Source organism: Nocardioides sp. (assembly GCF_036374615.1).
Taxonomy (GTDB): Bacteria; Actinomycetota; Actinomycetes; order Propionibacteriales; family Nocardioidaceae; genus Nocardioides.
In genome coordinates this window covers 1-16,716 of record NZ_DASUTK010000162.1, presented here as the reverse complement: position 1 = coordinate 16,716, position 16,716 = coordinate 1, and the positions used below count along the sequence as shown (strand labels likewise).

Below are 16,716 nucleotides of genomic sequence, written 5' to 3'. Positions count from 1 at the left end.
CGTCGTTCTGCCTTCGAGTCGGCGATTCTGCGGCAGCAAGGGGGTCTTGCAGCAAGCCCCCCACGGCGGGTTACCTTGGAGCTGTGAGGAGCGGACGGGGCCGCTCCCTTCTCGAAGGCCTGGTGCTGGACCTGACGAGGCCGTGCTCGCCAGCATGACGACATGACGTCGTGGCACTTCTCGCCGGCTGCTCGGGAGTGGACCTGCCAACCGGTGGCCGGCGCCGCCCGGGCCTTCCACCGTTCGCTGCCCGACTATGCGCCCACGCCGCTGGTTCCCATCCCCGAGCTCACCCGTGAGCTGGGGTGCCGCGTGATGGTGAAGGACGAGTCGTCCCGGCTGGGTCTGCCCGCGTTCAAGGTGCTCGGCGCCTCCTGGGCGTGCAGTCGGGTGCTGGACCAGCGTCCGGGCTCCATGCTGGTCACCGCGACCGACGGGAACCACGGTCGTGCAGTCGCGCGGATGGCCGCGCATTTCGGAGTCCCGGCGACCGTGTTCGTGCCGCAGGTGATGCGTCCCGAGACCGCCGCCCGGATCGAGGGCGAGGGCGCCGAGGTGGTGCACGTGGACGGTGACTACGACACGGCGGTACGTCGCGCCGCGGTGTTCGCCGACGAGCGACCCGATCGAGCCCTGGTCCAGGACACCGCCTGGGAGGGCTACGAGCAGGTGCCGGCCTGGATCGCGGAGGGCTACGAGACCCTGTTGGCGGAGATCGACGACCAGCTCGGCGATCCGCCGAGGCTGGTGGCAGTCCCGGTCGGCGTGGGATCGCTGGCGGAGGCGGTCGTGCGGCACTACCGGCAGCCCGAGGTCCCGCGACCCAGCGTGCTGTCGGTCGAGCCCGACACCGCCGCGTGCCTCCTTGCGAGCCTGAGCGCAGACCGGCTCGTCACGGTGCCGACCGCGGACACGGTGATGGCGGGGTTGAACTGCGGGACCGTCTCCAGCACCGCGTGGCCGGTCCTGCGCGCCGGCTGCGACGCGGCGGTCGCCGTGACGGACGCCGACGCGCTCCGAGCGGTCGCCGACCTCGACCGGCTCGGCGTCTCCTCCGGCCCGAGCGGGGCAGCCACGCTGGCCGGCGTACGGGCAGTGATGACCCGGCCGGAGCGACGAGCGGCCCTGGATCTCGACGACGACGCCGTCGTCGTCCTGCTCAACACGGAGGCCAGCCCCCGCTGAGCCGCGCGCCGCCGACGTCTCGCTAGGGTCGCCCGCATGGGAGCCATCGAGGTCGTCGACCTCGCGATGGCTTACGGGGAGCTCAGAGCAGTCGACGGGGTGAGCTTCGAGGTCGCCGAGGGTGAGTTCTTCGGGATCATCGGACCGAACGGAGCCGGCAAGACCACCACCCTGGAGATGATCGAGGGCCTCCGTAAGCCGGATGCGGGAACCATCAAGGTGCTGGGTCAGTCGCCCTGGCCACGCAGCGCGAGGCTGTTGCCTCGGATCGGTGTGCAGCTGCAGGCGTCGTCGTTCTTCGAGCGGCTGACGGCGCGGGAGCAGATCCACACGTTCGCCTCGCTGTACGGCGTGCCCACCAGCCACGGCGACGAGTGGCTCGAGCGCGTGGGCATGGTCGACAAGGCCGACACCCGGGTCGAGAAGCTCTCGGGCGGCCAGTCGCAGCGACTCTCGATCGCGTGCGCGCTCGTGCACGAGCCGGAGCTGGTGTTCCTCGACGAGCCGACCGCGTCCCTTGACCCACAGGCACGTCGCAACCTCTGGGACCTGCTCTCCGGTATCAACGACAGCGGCCGGACGGTGGTGCTGACGACGCACTACATGGACGAGGCGGAGGTGCTGTGCGACCGGGTGGCGATCATGGACCACGGCCGGATCCTCGAGCTCGACACGCCCCGTCAGCTGGTCAAGGGACTGGCCGCGCCGACCCGGATCACCACCGCGGACGGCGAGACGATCGAGACCCGTGAGCCGGCACCGGTCCTGGCCCGGCTCGCCGAGGAGCAGAAGCTCGACGGCATCGCAGTGAGGACCGGCACCCTCGAGGACGTCTTCCTCAGCCTCACGGGGCGGGAGTACCGCGCATGAGGGCCTTCCGATCGCTCTCGGTGGCGATCCTGCGCGGTTTCCTGCGCGACAAGGCCTCGGTGTTCTTCGCGATCATCTTCCCGCTGATGTTCCTCGTGCTGTTCGGTGGCCTGTTCGGTGACCAGAGCCAGTCGAAAGTGGACCTGATCCAGGTCGGCGACGTCGCGCTCTTCGACGAGCTGCCGCGACCCGCGCGCGAGGCGTTCGACGACACGTTCGAGGTCGAGCACCGGCAGGACCTCGAGGCGGCGATCGCCGAGGTGCGCGACGGAGACGCGGACGTCGCGGTCGTGGAGCGCGACGGCGAGCTGGTGGCCCACTTCACCCAGACCGACCAGGTCAAGGCGGCGATCGTGCAGGGCGCACTGCGGGCCTTCGTGGACGGCGCGAACGTCGCCGCGACCGGGCAGCCGCCGACGTACTCGTTGCGCACCGAGCGGGTCGAGGACGACAGTCTCACCACGATCCAGTTCGTGACACCCGGGCTGTTGGGCTGGGCGATCGCGATGAGTGCGGCGTTCGGCGCCGCCGCCACCCTCCAGGGCTGGCGGCAGAGCAAGCTGCTGCGGCGGCTGCAGCTCGCGCCGGTCTCGACCCGGACGGTGGTCGGTGCTCGGATCGCGGTCACGGTCGGGGTCGCACTGGTGCAGATGGCGATCTTCCTGGGACTCGGCGCGGCCGCGTTCGGACTGCGGTTGACCGGCTCGTGGTGGGCGGCGATCCCGCTGCTGGTGATGGGGACGCTGTGCTTCATGGCTGTCGGCCTGTTCGCGGGCTCGGTCACCAAGACCGTCGAGGGCGCGGTCAACATGGCCAACTTCCTGGTGCTGCCCATGGCGTTCCTGGGCGGGTCGTTCTTCCCGCTCGATGCCGCCCCGGACTGGTTGCAGACCTTCGCGAACCTGTTGCCGCTGCACTGGCTCAACGAGGGGATGCTCGACCTGCTCGTCCGGGGTGAGGGGCCATCGGCGATGTTCGTGCCGATGGCGTTGCTGGCCGGCTTCGCGCTGGTCCTCACCCTGCTGTCGGCTCGGCTTTTCCGTTGGGAGACCCAGTGACCAACGGTGGCCCTCCCCAGGGGAGGGGTAGATTCGACAGTGCCCGTCACCTTCCGCAGTGTGCGTCAGTGGTGCGAGCAGGGTCGGAGACCACGTGCCGGAAATAAGGCGTTTTGCTGGCTACGTCGAGCGTGAGCGCGCCGTTGCGTGCCTGCGGGACGTCGAGGTCGCCCGGGCGCACCTGCGCGCCGCTCGCGACACAGCTGCTGGCGGCTGGAACAAGCACGAGCTGCACCATGAGCTGCTGATGGCGCTGGAGAGGTATGCGGCGGCCGTCATCCGGCTCGGGGCGCCGGTCCCGCGCAGGCTCCGGACCGAGATCGACCTCTACCGTCGCCTGAAGAACCGCGCCTGACGGGCCGCCCGCCCCTCGGAGGCCGAGCCGCGATCAGCGGAGCAGGAGCACCGCAGCGGTGATGCCGGCGGCCACGATCAGAGCCCGTAGCAGCCCCTCCGGCAGGCGCCGGCCGATGTGGGCGCCGACGTAGCCGCCGACGATGGAGCCGGACGCGAGCAGGCCGATCGCGCCCCAGTCGAGGTCGGCGACGACCAGGAAGATGACGCTGGCGACGACGTTCGCGGCCATGACCGCCAGCGTCTTCAGCGCGTTGACGATCCGGAGCGGGAGGTCGGTGCCGAAACCGAGCACCGCCACCATCATCACGCCCGACCCGGCACCGAAGTAGCCGCCGTACACGCCCGTGAGGGTCGCGAAGAACGCGGTCACCGGCGACATCCGGATCCGCGGCTCCGGCTCCTCGCCCGCCTTCCGGGCGCGCAGCCAGCGCGAGACGCGGGGCTGGGCGCCGACCAGGAGGCAGGTGAACAGGATCAGCCAGGGCACGATCCCCTCGAAGACGCTCGGCGGTAGTGCCAGCAGCAGCACCGCGCCGAGCACGGAGCCTGCGGCGCACGTGAGGATGACCGCGACCGTCACCACCGGGTGGGCGCGGAGCTCGCGCCGGTAGCCGAACGACCCGCTGAGCCCGGCCGGCGTCATGCCGACGGTGTTGGAGGCATTGGCGACCACCGGCGGCAGTCCGACCGCGAGCAGGGCCGGGAAGCTCACCAAGGAGGCCACGCCGACCGTCGACGTGAGGACACCCGCGACCAGCCCGGCCGCGAGGATGAACAGCTGCTCGGAGCCGGTCACGGGCGCTCGTGGAGCAGCGCCACGTCGCTGACCAGCGACATGTGGGCGTGCATCGCGGCGGCGGCCGCCGCCGGGTCGCCGTCGCGGATCGCATCGGCGATCTGCCGGTGCCCGTCGAGGGACTGGCCCGGTCGGCCGGGTTGTGAGAGCGACTCGAGCCGGGTCTCCGCGATCAGCTCCGAGATGGTCCGCATCATCGCGGCGAGCAGGGGCGAGTGGCCGGCAGCGGTCACGGCGGCGTGGAAGCGCTCGTCACCCTCGACCCCCCGACCGCCGGCCTCCACATCAGCGGCCATGAAGGCGAGCGCCTCATCGATCGACGCCAGGTCGTCGTCCGTACGACGCTCCGCGGCCAGTGCCGCCAGCTTGGTCTCCAACGCGTCCCTGGCCTCGATCACCTCGGGGATCCGATCGCGGTGCGCGCGGATCGCATCCGAGATCGACTGTGCGCCCGCCCGCCGGGCCGCCTCCTCGGTCACGATCGTGCCGTCGCCGTGCCGGACCGTGACCACCCCGACGACCTCCAGCGCGACCAGCGCCTGGCTGAGGGTCGCGCGACTGACGCCGAGCCGGGTGGCCAGCTCTCGTTCGGGTGGCAGCCGGTCGCCGGGGCGCAGGCCCTGCCGGGCGATCCACTCCGTGATCTGGGCAGCGACCTGCTCGTAGAGCCGGGCCCGACTGACCCGCTGCGGGAAGTCCTCCATGAGGACAGCCTATTGACACGGTGACCGATTGTCCTATTGGCTAGGCCACTGATCCATCGTGACTCGGGTCACGAGAGCCGACAGGCTGGGGTCACCCCCCACCGGAAGGACAACTATGGGACCGGAATGGGTCGCCATCCTCGCACTCATCGCCCTGTTCGTCGTGGGCACCGTGATGCCGATCAACATGGGCGCGCTGGCCTACGTCGCCGCGTGGCTCGTCGGGATGTACTCCCTCGACCTGGACGAGAAGGAGATCCTCGCCGGCATCAGCGCCGACCTCGTCCTCACCCTGATCGGCGTCACCTACCTGTTCGCCATCGCCAGACAGAACGGCACGGTCGACCTGATCGTGCGCAAGGCGGTCGGCGCGGTCGGGGGACGGGTCGCCCTCATCCCGTGGGTGATGTTCGCCGTCACCGCCGTGATCACGGCGATCGGCGCCGCGAGCCCCGCGGCCTGCGCGATCATCGGCCCGATCGCGCTCGGGTTCGCCGGCCGCTACGGCATCAGCCCGCTGCTGATGGGCATGTTCGTCGTGCACGGCGCCCAGGCCGGCGGCTTCTCCCCGATCTCGATCTACGGCACGATCACCAACTCGGTGATGGAGACCGCCGGCCTCGGGACCTCGCCGCTGACCATCTTCTTCTCCAGCCTGGCGGTGAACACCGTGCTGGCAGCGGTGCTCTTCGTGGCCCTCGGCGGCCGCAAGCTGCTCAGCGTGCGGATGGACGCTGACGGTCAGCTCGTCGGTGCCGGTGCCGGTGCCGGTACCACGGGAGCAGCGCACGGGGCGAGTGCCGAGCTGGCCGACCGCCGCTCCGCGACCGGTGCATCTCCGACCACGGGCACCCCGCCCTCGACCGACCCTGAGCACGCCGGCTCCACCCGCGAGCACGTGCTCACGCTGCTGGCCTTCGCAGCGGTCGCGGTGGTCGCGCTCGTGTTCGAGAAGAACATCGGCTTCGTGTCCATCACCGCTGCGGTGCTGCTCTCGATGTCCTCGCCTCAGGCCTACAAGGACACGGTCAAGCAGATCGCCTGGCCCACGGTGCTCCTGGTCGCGGGTGTCACCACCTACGCCACGATCCTCACGACCGCGGGGTCGCCGGAGTTCGTCGGCGAGTGGGCGGCCGGGCTCGGTGCGGTCGTCATCGGCGCACTGATCCTCTGCTACGTCGGCGGCATCGTCTCAGCCTTCGCGTCGTCGACCGCGCTGCTGCCGGTGATCATCCCGATCGCGATCCCGCTGATCAGCGAGGGCGGGCTCTCCGCGGGGCTCTTCGTCGCGGCGCTGGCGGTCAGCTCGACTATCGTCGACGTCAGCCCGTTCTCCACGAACGGCGCCCTGATGCTCGCGAACCGCCCGGACACGATCGATGAGACCGTCTACTACAAGCAGATCCTGGGGTACGCCGTGATCGTGACTCTCGTCGGACCGCTCCTCGTCTGGGCCGCGCTGGTCCTCCCGGGCTGGTGACGCGGATGAGCAACGGGGAACCCCTCGTCGGCACCGTCGTCGTCGACCTGTCGCGCGCGCTCGCGGGGCCGCACGCGACCCAGATGCTGGGCGACCTCGGCGCCCGCGTGATCAAGGTCGAGGCACCCGGCCACGGCGACGACACCCGCGGCTGGGGTCCGCCCTTCGTGGGCGAGCCGCGTCAGTCGACGTACTTCCTCTCGACGAACCGCAACAAGGAGTCGATCGCGCTCGACCTCAAGGACGACTCCGACGGCGGCGACCGCGACCTGCTGCTGCGGCTGGTCGACCGGGCCGACGTGCTGGTCGAGAACTTCCGCACCGGCGTGCTCGAGCGGCTCGGCCTCGGCATCGAGTCGTTGCTCGAGCGCAACCCTCGACTGGTGGTGCTGTCGATCACGGGCTTCGGCCACGACGGTCCCGAGGGCGGTCGCGCCGGCTACGACCAGATCGCACAGGGCGAGGCGGGGCTGATGTCCCTCACGGGCACCGGCCCCGACGACCCGCAGCGGGTGGGTGTGCCGATCGCGGACCTGCTGTCGGGCATGTACGGCGCGTACGGCGTGCTGGCCGCGCTCCTCGAGCGGGAGCGGACCGGACGCGGCCAGGTGGTGCGGACGTCGCTGCTCGCCTCGGTCGTCGGTGTGCACGCCTTCCAGGGCACCCGCTGGACGGTCGCCGGCGAGGTCGGCCGGGCGCAGGGCAACCACCACCCGTCGATCGCTCCGTACGGCCTCTTCCACTGCCGCGACGGCGCGGTGCAGATCGCGGTCGGCAGCGAGGGCCTCTGGCGTCGGCTGTGCGCCGGGTTCGGGATCGACCCCGAGGCGAACGGGCTCGCGACCAACGCGGAGCGGGTGTCCCACCGCGACCGGCTGATCGAGACTGTCGAGGCCGCCTTCGCCGACCACGACGCCGAGCCACTGCTGGCCAAGCTCGCCGAGATCGGTGTCCCCGCCGGCAAGGTGCGCACGCTCGACGAGGTCTACACCTGGGACCAGGTCGCGAGCCAGGGACTGCTGATCGACGTCGAGCACGCGCAGCTCGGCACACTGACGCTCCCAGGCCCGCCACTGCGGTTCTTCGACGTCGACGGGAACGAGGTGACCCGGCGCGACCATGCCGCACCCCCGCTGCTCGACCAGCACGCGGACGACCTGCGCGCGTGGCTGGAGGGACACGGGGAATGACCCGGCGCTGGACCGCGCACGAGTTGCTCGACCTCGTGCTCGACCCGGGCACGTTCGAGTCGTGGGACGAGCCGATTGACCTCGCGTCGTACGACCCCGGCTACCGCGCTGAGCTCGAGGCGGCGGCGGCCAAGGCGGGCACCGACGAGTCGGTCCTCACCGGCCGCGGCCTGGTCCGCGGCCGGCCGGTGTGCGTGCTCGCCAACGAGTTCGGGTTCCTTGCCGGCTCCATCGGTCGGGCTGCGGCCGACCGCATCACCTCCGCCGTGCACCGCGCGACCCGGGAGCGGCTGCCGGTGCTCGCGAGCACCGCCTCCGGGGGGACCCGGATGCAGGAGGGAACACCCGCCTTCGTCCGGATGGTGGAGATCTCGCGTGCCCTGATGGCCCACCGGCTGGCCGGGCTGCCCTACCTCGTCCACCTGCGCCACCCGACGACCGGCGGCGTCTACGCGTCGTGGGGCTCGCTCGGTCACGTCACGGTCGCCGAGCCCGGCGCGCTGGTCGGCTTCCTCGGCCCGAAGGTCTACGAGGCGCTCCACGGTCGGCCGTTCCGGCCCGGCGTCCAGACCGCCGAGAACCTCGCGGCCACGGGCGTGATCGACGGCGTGGTCGCCTCGGAGGAGCTCCCGCTCCTGGTCGACCTGGCGCTCGGCGTGCTGGTCGACCCACCGGAGCCGGGTCGGTTGCCGCGCCGGACCGACACCCGTGAGGTGGGGGAGACGTCCGCATGGGACTCGATCGAGGCGACCCGGCGACCGGAGCGGGCCGGAGTCCGCGAGCTGCTCAGGTACGGCGCGACGGGCACCCTCCAGCTGCGCGGCACCGACGAGGGCGAGCGCGACTCCACGCTCCTGGTCGCGCTCACCCGGTTGGACGGCCAGCCCTGCGTGGTCGTCGGCCAGGACCGCAGCCGACAGACGCCGAGCCACGCGATGGGACCGGGCGCGCTGCGCGAGGCGCGGCGGGGCATGCGGCTGGCGCAGGAGCTCGGGCTACCCCTCGTCGCGGTGATCGACACCCCGGGTGCCGAGCTGTCGCCGCGAGCCGAGGAGCGGGCGATCGCGGGCGAGATCGCACGCTGCCTGGCCCGGCTGTCCGCCCTGACGGTGCCGACGGTCTCGGTGATCCTCGGCCAGGGCTGCGGCGGGGGAGCGCTGTCGCTGCTGCCGGCCCACATCGTGATCGCCACCGAGAACGCCTGGCTGTCACCGCTACCGCCGGAGGGCGCGAGTGTCATCGTCCACGGGGACACCCATCACGCTGCGGAGATGGCGAGCCGGCAACGTGTGCGGGCCGCCGACCTGCTCGCCGATGGCACGGTCCAGCATGTGGTGCCTGAGGTTGCGGGGGAGCCTGCGGAAGACATGGCGGTGGCCGTCGCCGCCGAGATCGGGGCTCAGCTGCGCCGGCTCACCGGCGGCCCGCCCTGAGAGCGGCTCGCCGGTCGGCCGCCAGCGCGGCTCGGGCGGCGTTGGCACCCGGCGCGCCGTGCACCCCGCCACCGGGGTGGGCCGAGGCGCCGGCCAGGAACAACCCCCGGATGGGCGTGCCGGCGCGGCCGAGGCCCGGCACCGGCCGGAAGACGAGAGACTGCTGCAGCTGGGCGGTCCCGCCGTTGATCGCGCCGCCCACGAGATTCGCGTTGCGCCGCTCGAGCTCGGGCGGCGAGAGTACGCGACGGGCGATCACTCGCGACCCGAAGCCGGGCGCGTACCGCTCGAGCCGCGCCTGCATCCGGTCCGCGAACCGTTCGGCGTCACCCCGGTCCCAGTCCCCGGTGAGGTCGTCGGCACCGGCGTCGGCGCGCACCTGCTGCGGGACGTGGGTGTAGGCCCAGAAGGACTCGGTCCCCGGCGGCGACCGCGTCGGATCGGTGGTGGTCATCTGACCGGTCAGCAGGAACGGCCGGGCGGGCAGGCTGCCTGCCGCGACCTGGGCCGAGGTGAGCGTGAGCTCGTCCACCGAGTCGCAGATGTGCACACACCCAGGTGCGACCTCCGGGGCGGGATCCCACGGCACCGGGTCGGACAGCGCCCAGTCGACCTTCACCGTGGCCGGGTCCCAGGCGAAACGCGCGATGCCGTGCCGGGTACGGGCGGGCAGATGCCGGTCGGCCACCAGCCCGCCGTACAGCCGCGGTGCGGCGACGTCCGCGAGCACCGCCCGGCCGGCGGCCAGCCGCTCCCCGTCGGCGGTGCGTACGGCGACTGCTCGGCCGGCCTCGACCTGCACCTCTGCCACGTCGACCCCGAGCCGGACCTCTCCGCCGCGGTCCTCCAGCCTGCGGACCAATGCGTCGGTGAGCGCTCCGGCGCCGCCCTCCGGCGCCGGGAAGCCGACGGTCTGGCCGAGCATCGTCATGATGAGGCCGAAGATCCCGGACCCGGCACCTTCCGGTGAGAAGTCCGCGTGGCCGGCGTTGCCGGCCAGCAGCAGCCGTGGTCCCTCCCCTCCGAACCGCTCCTCGCCCAGGCTGCGCACACCCGACAGCAGGGCACGGGCCGTCGCGAGGCCCGGTTCACGGGCCAGCCGGGCCAACAGCGGCACCCCGTGCCGGACCGGTGGGAACGGCGAGAGCAGCGAGCCCATGAGCGCCGGGCCGACCGCGTCCCACTGCTGGACCAGCTCCAGCCAGGCGGCTCCGTCGCCAGGGTGAGCCCGGTCGAACCGCGCGGCCACGCTCTCGCGATCGCGGGTCAGCAGCGCCCACGATCCGTCCGGCAGCGGGTTGCCCAGGACCGCCGGCGCGTGGCACCAGCGCAGGCCCCACCGCTCGAGGTCGAGCGACGCCATCACCGGCGACGCCGCGGCGAAGGGGTAGAAAGCGCTGAACGTGTCGTGCCGGAAGTCGTCGGCGACCTCGCTGTCGGTTCGCACCGCCCCACCGGCGGTCGGCTGCTGCTCCAGCACGACGACCGACCAGCCGGCGTCGGCGACGAGGTTGGCGGCGACCAGGCCGTTCACCCCGGCGCCGACGACGACTGCATCGGCTCCCCCGTCCGTACGGCGTGAGGTCACCCGGTGGACCCCCGGCGCGCCCAGCCCCGGACCGCCCGGAACGGCGTTCCGAGCGTGTAGATCGTCGACCAGATCGCCGTGGACTGGAACACGTTGGTCCAGCGGGACCACTGTCGCTTCTTGTCCACGCAGATCACGGTGGTGTCGGCCTCGGTCTCCACCCCGAAGTGGCGGGCGAGCCGCTCCAGCGTGGTGTTCCAGAACAGATCCTCCTGCCGGTGACCACCGAGACCCAGTGCCAGCTCGAAGATCGGGTCGGAGGCGCGCATCAGGACCTGCGCCTGCGCCACGGTCAGGTCGTCCCGCTCGGTCGCGCTGAAGGTGATCCAGCCGGCGAACATGTGTCCCTGCGGGGTCATCAGCGTGAACGACTCGTCGTCGGCGTACAGCACCATCACGCCGGTCGACAGGGTCATCTTCCCGGGCATCCGAGCGTTGATGAGCGCCACCTCTCCGGGAGCGATGCCGGTCAACGGTGCGTAGAAGCGGTTGCCCTCGGGCCAGAACTCCGGAAAGTTCTGCTTCCAGGTGAGGATCAGCTCCTGCGGCGCGACCTGGTCGCGTGGCAGCTCCACCTGGTAGGTCTTCTGCCACATCTGGCCGAAGCCCTGGATCGGCCCGACCAGACGCTTGCCTGTCACCAGGTCGACCGCCTCGTCGGGCATGTCCGTGACGTCGAGCCGCGACACCGTCTTGGCCCAGTTGGTCGCGTCCCGCGCAGCCCGTTCCTCGTTCAGCTCGCTCATGATGTTCCCCCTGCTAGTGGTCCGCGCCGACCGCGTTCAGGGCGGCAGCCTCGGTGTCGTGGATGCTGACCGCCTCGTCGAGGCGGGTCAGCTCGAAGATCTGCCGGTAGTGGTCCGACAGCCCGCATGCCAACAGCTGTTGTGAGCGCCGGTTGGCACGCACGAGCAGCGTCACGAGGAGCCCGATCCCCCCACTGTTCATGTAGTCGAGGCCCGCGAAGTTCAAGACGATCGCCCGAGAGTCGCCGGCGTCCTGGTACGCCGCCATGAGCACGTCCTCGGACGCGGCCGTGACGTCCCCCTTGATGTCCACCACGCTCGCGATCCCGTGCCGTTGCACCTCGAACGTTGCTGTTGCCTCGGTCATGTCCTGCTCCGTTCCGCGCCCCCGATTGCGCTGTCCTCATCGGTGGTGATGGCGAGGTAGTCCGCCAGTCGTGTGATCTCGAAGATCTCCTGGTAGTGCTGGGTGAGTCCGTACGCCCGCAACGGGATCCCCTCGGCCCGCGCGCGGGCCAGGACGCCCACGACCAGAGCGATGCCCGTGGAGTTGATGTAGCCCGCTTCGGTGAAGTTGAGGACGACGGCGGCGGGCCGCTCGCGCACGGCCTCGTCCCACGCCGTGGCCAGCGCGGTCTCCGCGCCCCGGTTGATGTCACCGACCAGGTCGACGACGACCACGTCGCCGCGTCGGCGTACCGCGCTGGTGAGCTCAGCTGACGTCATCGTGGGACCTCCCCGTCTTCGGTGCTGGCTGTCTCTGCTTGCTCTGCCGGCCCGCCGAGGTGCATCACGAGCTCGAGCGTGTGGTCGCGCCCGTCGACGGTCTCGCGCGCGTCGTCGACCATGTTCTTGATCAGGAAGAGCCCCCAGCCACGGGGCGATTGCAGCCCGTTGAGCTTGGCGTCGAGGTCGGGCTCGACCGGCGTCGGATCGGTCAGGCCGCCGCCGTGGTCGACGATCTGCACCGTCACCCGGTCGTGGCCGGTCAGGACCCGCACCACCACCGGGAGCTCCGGGTCATACCGGTTCCCGTGCTCCATCGCGTTCATCGTCGCCTCGCCGACGGCGGTCTCGAGCCGGCGCAGCCGCTCGGGGGCCATCCCGAGGTCGCCGACGATCGCGCTGACCCGCGCCAGCGCCAGCCGCTCGTTGCCCTCGGCGCTCGGCACCTCGAACTCGACCAGCTGCGCGGTCGGGTCCCCGTCGGAAGACGACCCCCGCGCCGTGCGGGCGAGCGTCATCATCGTGATGTCGTCCTCCTGCTCCGCGTCCGGCCCGGTGTGCTCGTGCAGGTCGTCCAGCACCCGGTCGATCAGCTCGCCGCCGCCGGGGTACGTCGCAACCGCCTCCTTGAGCCGCGGGAAGCCGAACATGGCACCGTCGGGGCTGTGCGCCTCGACGACGCCGTCGGAGTGCAGCAGCAGCGACTCACCCGGCGCGAGGACCGTCTCGCTCTCCTCGTACGTCATGCCGGGCATCAGGCCGAGCGGCATCCCCCGTGCGCGTAGCTCGGCCGAGCCGCCTCCCGTCTTGACGTACGGCAGGTCGTGGCCGGCGTTGGCGAACCGGAACCGACCGGTCTCCGGCTCGAGCACGCCGTACAGGCAGGTGACGAACATCTTCTCCGGCATGTCCGGGACCAGGTGCTCGTTGACCAGCTCGAGCACCGCGCCCGGCTCGACGAGCCGCTGTGCAGAGGCGCGGAGCACGCTCCTGGTGGCCGCCATCACGAGCGCTGCCGGCACGCCCTTGTCGGTGACGTCCCCGATCACGAACCCGACGCGGCCGCCAGGCAGCGGGATCACGTCGTAGAAGTCGCCGCCCACCTCTCGGGCCGGGCGGTAGTACGCCGAGACCTGCCAGCCGGGGAGGTCGGGGAGCTGCTTGGGCAGGAAGTTCTGCTGGATCAGCCGGGCGACCTCGAGCTCCTGCTCGAACCGCTGCCGCGTCGCGGCCTCGGCCTGCTGCTCGCGCACCAGCTGGCCGACCCGCAGCGCCGGCGCCGCCTGGGCGGCGAGGTTCTCGAGCAGCTTGCGGTCGTCGCTGGAGTACTCCTGCTCCGAGCGGCGCGGCCCGAGGTTGAGCACCCCGATCAGCTCGCCCTGGCTCACGAGCGGGACGGCCAGCCTGACACCGGTCTCCTTGAGCGCCGCCAGTGCCGGTGAGTCGAGCTCCAGAGCGGTGACGTCGACGGCGCCCGACGCACTCTGCAGGTAGGCCAGCAGCGGGTCGTTGGGCGCGATGTCCACCGGCGCCACGTCGTCACCGGTGACGGTGGCGAGGTCGGCGACCGGGACCTCGGCACGGTCCTGGTCTGCCGATCGGCCGAAGAGGCGTCGGCGGAGGGAGCCGGTGAGTGCTGTCATGGTGTGTCCTTTCTAGGCCCGAGCCGTCCGGAAACCGTTACGGCCGGTCGAAGCCACAGGCTCACCCCGGTCGGCTGGACTGCTTCGTCGGCGATCCGCACCAGGTCGCGTCCGATCGCGTCCAGGTCGATCTGCTGCCGCAGCCGAGCGCTGAAATCGGCCACGGTGCGAGTCGCGTCGTACTTGTGCCGGTAGAACCGGCGGTCCACGGCCACCTGGATCCGCCGTCGGACCGGACCGAACAACGCCGCGACGGCCAGCGTGGACGCGGCCACCGCCAGGTCGGACCGCTCTGTGAGCGGCTGCAACAGGAGCTGCAGCAGGAGGACCGACGTGAGGTACACCCCAGCCAGACACGCAGTCAGCGATCCGTAGACCAGCGCCCGATTGATGACGACGTCGATGTCGTAGAGGCCGTGCTTGAGCACGGCGGCCGCGATGCTGAGCGGCAGCAGCGCCCAGGTGACGAAGGCCAGGTTGTTGAAGAACTGCAGCCACTCCGGCTCGGTCCCCGGGGCGAACGGCACCGACAGCAGGATGTTGGTGAAGAACGCCAGTGCCATCACGGCCGCCGCCGTGGTCATCCACTTCAGCTGCTGCCGCTCGACCCCTCGCGAACGTCGGAACCGCACGATCAGCGACCACGCGCTGGCCACGATGCACAGGGTGAAGCACAGCAGCAGCACCCCGAGGATCGCGACCCCGACGGGTTCGAGGGCCTCGATGGCGATCGGGTTCTGCTGACCAGCCAGCGATCCCTCCTCGAGCTCCCCCGGAGAGACCAGGAGCAGCGCTGTGAGGGTGACGATCACGCCCGCGCTGAGGCGGCTCAACGCGCGCCACCACCGCCCCGGCACGAGCCGACCGTCGGGGAAGCGCTGCAGCAGGAACGTCGACATCACACCGAGCGCGGGCGCCCAGATCGCGTTGCTCACCGTCGCTCCGACCGCGGCCAGCGGGAGCGAACCGGGCTCGATCACCAAGCCGTACGTCGAGTAGACGTCACCGATGCCCCCCACGGTCCACACGGCGCCGACCGCGAGCAGCAGCCACCCCACGCTGTTGCGCGGCTGCCGTCGCACCACCAGCAGACCCGAGAGCGGGAACGTGCCGATCACGACCGCGAAGATGGCGCCCTCCACGACGCCGGGGACGGTGATTCGCGCGTCTTGGGACAGGTCCATCAGCCCGGTCGACGTCAGCACCGCGATGAAGGCCCACCACACCGACCACGCCGCGCGTCGCAGGGTGCGATCGCTGAGGCGGCTCACAGCGCCCGCCTCGGCTCGGGAAGCCAGAGGGAGACGTCGCGGGGCTGCACGGTCTCGTGAACCGCGGCCAGCAGGTCGGCGCCCACGGCGTCGACGTCGACCTCGTCGCGTAGTCGGCCGGTGAACGCGTCCAAGGCCTGCGCCGCGTCGTACTTGCTTCGGTAGAAGCGGCGGTCGACGCTCGACTGGATGCGCGTCCGGAGCGGGCGGAACAGGGCCGCGACGCCGAGCGTCGAGGCGGCCACGGCGACGTCGGAGCTGCCGGTGAGTGGGTCGAGTGCGAGGCGCAGGACGAGCACAGAGATCAAGTAGGCCGCGCCCAGGCACGCAGTGAGTGCGCCGTAGACGAGGGCCCGGTTGATGACGAGGTCGATGTCGTAGAGCCGGTGGCGGAGCACCGCCACGCCGATCGCGACGGGGATCAGGGCGAAGAGGAAGAACGACAGCTGATCGAGGGCGTTCAGCCACATCGGCTGGGGTTGGTCGTCCGGCATGGTGAGGGGGGAGAAGATCCCGGCCACGAAGGCGATTCCCACCAAGGCTGCGGCCGTGGCGAGCCACTTCAGCTGGAGCCGCTCCGTGCCGTGCGAGCGTCGGAATCGTACGACCAGACCTGCCGCGCAGCCCGCGATGCACAGCGCGAAGAGCGGGATGAGCACGTCGAACGCGCGGTCGATGGCCGTGGCCAGGGGCGCGACCGCGAGCGGGTTGTCGAGCCCCGCCCCGGGCCCGGCTTCGATCTCCCCGGTCGACAGGTAGATGGCAGCCGTGAGGACGACGATGACCGTGCCGGACATCCAGGCGAGCGGTCGCCACCTGCGGCTCGGCAGCCGCCCGTCGGGGAACAGGAGCACGAGGAACGTGCCCATCAGGCCCAAGGCCGGTGCCCAGATGCCGCCGGCGACTGCGGCACCCACCTCCGCGAGCGGGAGAGTGCCGGGCGCGAGCACGAGACCGTAGTGGGCGTAGGCGTCGCCGCCGACGGCGATCCCCCAGATCACGCCAATGGCTGCCAGCAGCCACCCGACGATGTTCCGGGGCTGCCTCCGGAGGATAAGTGCCCCCGTGAGCGGGAACGCGATCAGCACCAGCGTGAAGCCGGCCCCTTCGGCCATTGCGGAGGGCGTGAACGGGGGTGGATCGAGGACGATGAGGACACCGCGGACGACGATGGCCAAGGCGAAGAACCACCACGCGACCAAGGCGAGCAGGTGCAACTGCCGATCCGTGAGCCGGCTCATGACGCGTCCCTCACCTCGGGCAGCCAGATCGAGGCCTGGGCCGGCTGCACGGTCTCGCGGCAGGCGGCCAGGAGCTCTGCGCCGACGGCGTCCAGGTCCACCTGGTGCCGGAGCCGACCGGAGAAGGCATCGAGCGCCCGCGCGGCGTCGTACTTGTGGCGGTAGAAGCGGCGATCGACGCTGGCCTGGATCCGGCTCCGGGCAGGTCGGAACACCGCAGCGACCGCGAGCGTCGAGAGGGCGACCGCCAGGTCGGAGTCGACCTGGACGGGCCGCAGCACCAGCTGGAGGAGGAGCACGGAGGCCAGGTAGAGGCCGGCGAGGGCGGCCGTCAGCGAACCGTAGACGAGGGCCCGGTTGATGACCAGGTCGATGTCGAAGAGTCCGTGGCGCAGGATCGCCACTCCGATCGCCAGCGGCAGCAGCAG

Annotated in this window: 16 protein-coding genes and 1 pseudogene; 7 read left to right on the top strand and 10 right to left on the bottom strand. The window is 71.3% G+C overall.

The window, feature by feature from the left end; all coding sequences use genetic code 11:
- Nucleotides 1–162 precede the first annotated feature (162 nt).
- The 4 genes from VFZ39_RS12610 to VFZ39_RS12595 all read left to right on the top strand — a co-directional run bounded on the left by VFZ39_RS12610 (nt 163) and on the right by VFZ39_RS12595 (nt 3,468).
- Entirely contained in the window at nt 163–1,185 is a 1,023-nt protein-coding gene (locus tag VFZ39_RS12610) for a pyridoxal-phosphate dependent enzyme (protein WP_330866117.1), read from the top strand.
- Between the two features lie 36 nt (nt 1,186–1,221).
- Nucleotides 1,222–2,055, top strand: a complete 834-nt coding sequence (locus tag VFZ39_RS12605; RefSeq protein ID WP_330866116.1) for an ABC transporter ATP-binding protein — start codon at nt 1,222–1,224, stop codon at nt 2,053–2,055.
- Nucleotides 2,052–3,113, top strand: coding sequence for an ABC transporter permease (locus VFZ39_RS12600; protein WP_330866115.1), 1,062 nt, complete (start codon nt 2,052–2,054; stop codon nt 3,111–3,113). Before VFZ39_RS12605 ends, VFZ39_RS12600 begins: the two co-directional genes overlap by 4 nt.
- Before the next feature lie 94 nt (nt 3,114–3,207).
- The gene (locus tag VFZ39_RS12595) at nt 3,208–3,468 is read left to right on the top strand and encodes a hypothetical protein (protein ID WP_330866114.1); all 261 of its coding nucleotides are present in this window, start codon (nt 3,208–3,210) and stop codon (nt 3,466–3,468) included.
- A 33-nt stretch (nt 3,469–3,501) separates the two neighbouring features.
- Here the strand turns inward: VFZ39_RS12595 and VFZ39_RS12590 are convergent, their stop codons facing one another.
- Both VFZ39_RS12590 and VFZ39_RS12585 read right to left on the bottom strand, forming a co-directional pair.
- The gene (locus VFZ39_RS12590; protein ID WP_330866113.1) at nt 3,502–4,266 is read right to left on the bottom strand and encodes a sulfite exporter TauE/SafE family protein; all 765 of its coding nucleotides are present in this window, start codon (nt 4,264–4,266) and stop codon (nt 3,502–3,504) included.
- Entirely contained in the window at nt 4,263–4,970 is a 708-nt protein-coding gene (locus tag VFZ39_RS12585; RefSeq protein ID WP_330866112.1) for a FadR/GntR family transcriptional regulator, read from the bottom strand. Before VFZ39_RS12585 ends, VFZ39_RS12590 begins: the two co-directional genes overlap by 4 nt.
- A 115-nt stretch (nt 4,971–5,085) precedes the next feature.
- Between VFZ39_RS12585 and VFZ39_RS12580 the strand changes: the two genes are divergently transcribed.
- Genes VFZ39_RS12580 through VFZ39_RS12570 form a run of 3 tightly spaced genes read left to right on the top strand, consistent with a single transcriptional unit; the run spans nt 5,086 to nt 9,073 of the window.
- Nucleotides 5,086–6,450, top strand: coding sequence for an SLC13 family permease (locus VFZ39_RS12580; protein ID WP_330866111.1), 1,365 nt, complete (start codon nt 5,086–5,088; stop codon nt 6,448–6,450).
- Nucleotides 6,451–6,455: 5 nt separating this feature from the next.
- Nucleotides 6,456–7,640: a CoA transferase gene (locus VFZ39_RS12575; protein WP_330866110.1), complete on the top strand. Its 1,185-nt coding sequence runs from the start codon at nt 6,456–6,458 to the stop codon at nt 7,638–7,640.
- On the top strand, nt 7,637–9,073 hold the full coding sequence (locus tag VFZ39_RS12570; RefSeq protein ID WP_330866109.1) for a carboxyl transferase domain-containing protein: 1,437 nt from the start codon (nt 7,637–7,639) through the stop codon (nt 9,071–9,073). The genes VFZ39_RS12575 and VFZ39_RS12570 overlap by 4 nt, the downstream gene beginning before the upstream one ends.
- On the opposite strand, the gene VFZ39_RS12565 is transcribed toward VFZ39_RS12570, so the two are convergent.
- The 8 genes and pseudogenes from VFZ39_RS12565 to VFZ39_RS12530 all read right to left on the bottom strand — a co-directional run.
- The gene (locus tag VFZ39_RS12565; RefSeq protein ID WP_330866108.1) at nt 9,054–10,661 is read right to left on the bottom strand and encodes an NAD(P)/FAD-dependent oxidoreductase; all 1,608 of its coding nucleotides are present in this window, start codon (nt 10,659–10,661) and stop codon (nt 9,054–9,056) included. The genes VFZ39_RS12570 and VFZ39_RS12565 overlap by 20 nt on opposite strands.
- Nucleotides 10,658–11,407 (bottom strand): hypothetical protein, encoded by a 750-nt coding sequence (locus VFZ39_RS12560; RefSeq protein ID WP_330866107.1) that lies wholly within the window; start codon nt 11,405–11,407, stop codon nt 10,658–10,660. The genes VFZ39_RS12565 and VFZ39_RS12560 overlap by 4 nt, the downstream gene beginning before the upstream one ends.
- A gap of 13 nt (nt 11,408–11,420) precedes the next feature.
- Nucleotides 11,421–11,774, bottom strand: a complete 354-nt coding sequence (locus VFZ39_RS12555) for an STAS domain-containing protein (protein WP_330866106.1) — start codon at nt 11,772–11,774, stop codon at nt 11,421–11,423.
- Complete coding sequence (locus VFZ39_RS12550) at nt 11,771–12,133, bottom strand: STAS domain-containing protein (RefSeq protein ID WP_330866105.1); 363 nt, start codon at nt 12,131–12,133, stop codon at nt 11,771–11,773. Before VFZ39_RS12550 ends, VFZ39_RS12555 begins: the two co-directional genes overlap by 4 nt.
- Nucleotides 12,130–13,776 carry an ATP-binding SpoIIE family protein phosphatase gene (locus VFZ39_RS12545; protein WP_330866104.1) on the bottom strand — a complete coding sequence of 549 codons (1,647 nt, stop codon included), beginning with the start codon at nt 13,774–13,776 and terminating at the stop codon, nt 12,130–12,132. Before VFZ39_RS12545 ends, VFZ39_RS12550 begins: the two co-directional genes overlap by 4 nt.
- Nucleotides 13,773–15,047 (bottom strand): hypothetical protein, encoded by a 1,275-nt coding sequence (locus VFZ39_RS12540; protein WP_330866103.1) that lies wholly within the window; start codon nt 15,045–15,047, stop codon nt 13,773–13,775. Before VFZ39_RS12540 ends, VFZ39_RS12545 begins: the two co-directional genes overlap by 4 nt.
- The gene (locus VFZ39_RS12535; protein WP_330866102.1) at nt 15,044–16,288 is read right to left on the bottom strand and encodes a hypothetical protein; all 1,245 of its coding nucleotides are present in this window, start codon (nt 16,286–16,288) and stop codon (nt 15,044–15,046) included. Before VFZ39_RS12535 ends, VFZ39_RS12540 begins: the two co-directional genes overlap by 4 nt.
- Nucleotides 16,285–16,716: pseudogene (locus VFZ39_RS12530) on the bottom strand (hypothetical protein); the annotation flags it as partial. The gene VFZ39_RS12535 and the pseudogene VFZ39_RS12530, both read right to left, overlap by 4 nt.

Excerpts from the sequence above, each read along its gene's own strand:
- VFZ39_RS12610 (WP_330866117.1), top strand. The coding sequence starts at position 163 with ATGACGTCGTGGCACTTCTCGCCGGCTGCTCGGGAGTGGACCTGCCAA.
- VFZ39_RS12605 (WP_330866116.1), top strand. The coding sequence starts at position 1,222 with ATGGGAGCCATCGAGGTCGTCGACCTCGCGATGGCTTACGGGGAGCTC.
- VFZ39_RS12600 (WP_330866115.1), top strand. The coding sequence starts at position 2,052 with ATGAGGGCCTTCCGATCGCTCTCGGTGGCGATCCTGCGCGGTTTCCTG.
- VFZ39_RS12585 (WP_330866112.1), bottom strand. The coding sequence starts at position 4,970 with ATGGAGGACTTCCCGCAGCGGGTCAGTCGGGCCCGGCTCTACGAGCAG.
- VFZ39_RS12580 (WP_330866111.1), top strand. The coding sequence starts at position 5,086 with ATGGGACCGGAATGGGTCGCCATCCTCGCACTCATCGCCCTGTTCGTC.
- VFZ39_RS12575 (WP_330866110.1), top strand. The coding sequence starts at position 6,456 with ATGAGCAACGGGGAACCCCTCGTCGGCACCGTCGTCGTCGACCTGTCG.
- VFZ39_RS12570 (WP_330866109.1), top strand. The coding sequence starts at position 7,637 with ATGACCCGGCGCTGGACCGCGCACGAGTTGCTCGACCTCGTGCTCGAC.
- VFZ39_RS12560 (WP_330866107.1), bottom strand. The coding sequence starts at position 11,407 with ATGAGCGAGCTGAACGAGGAACGGGCTGCGCGGGACGCGACCAACTGG.
- VFZ39_RS12555 (WP_330866106.1), bottom strand. The coding sequence starts at position 11,774 with ATGACCGAGGCAACAGCAACGTTCGAGGTGCAACGGCACGGGATCGCG.
- VFZ39_RS12550 (WP_330866105.1), bottom strand. The coding sequence starts at position 12,133 with ATGACGTCAGCTGAGCTCACCAGCGCGGTACGCCGACGCGGCGACGTG.
- VFZ39_RS12545 (WP_330866104.1), bottom strand. The coding sequence starts at position 13,776 with ATGACAGCACTCACCGGCTCCCTCCGCCGACGCCTCTTCGGCCGATCG.
- VFZ39_RS12535 (WP_330866102.1), bottom strand. The coding sequence starts at position 16,288 with ATGAGCCGGCTCACGGATCGGCAGTTGCACCTGCTCGCCTTGGTCGCG.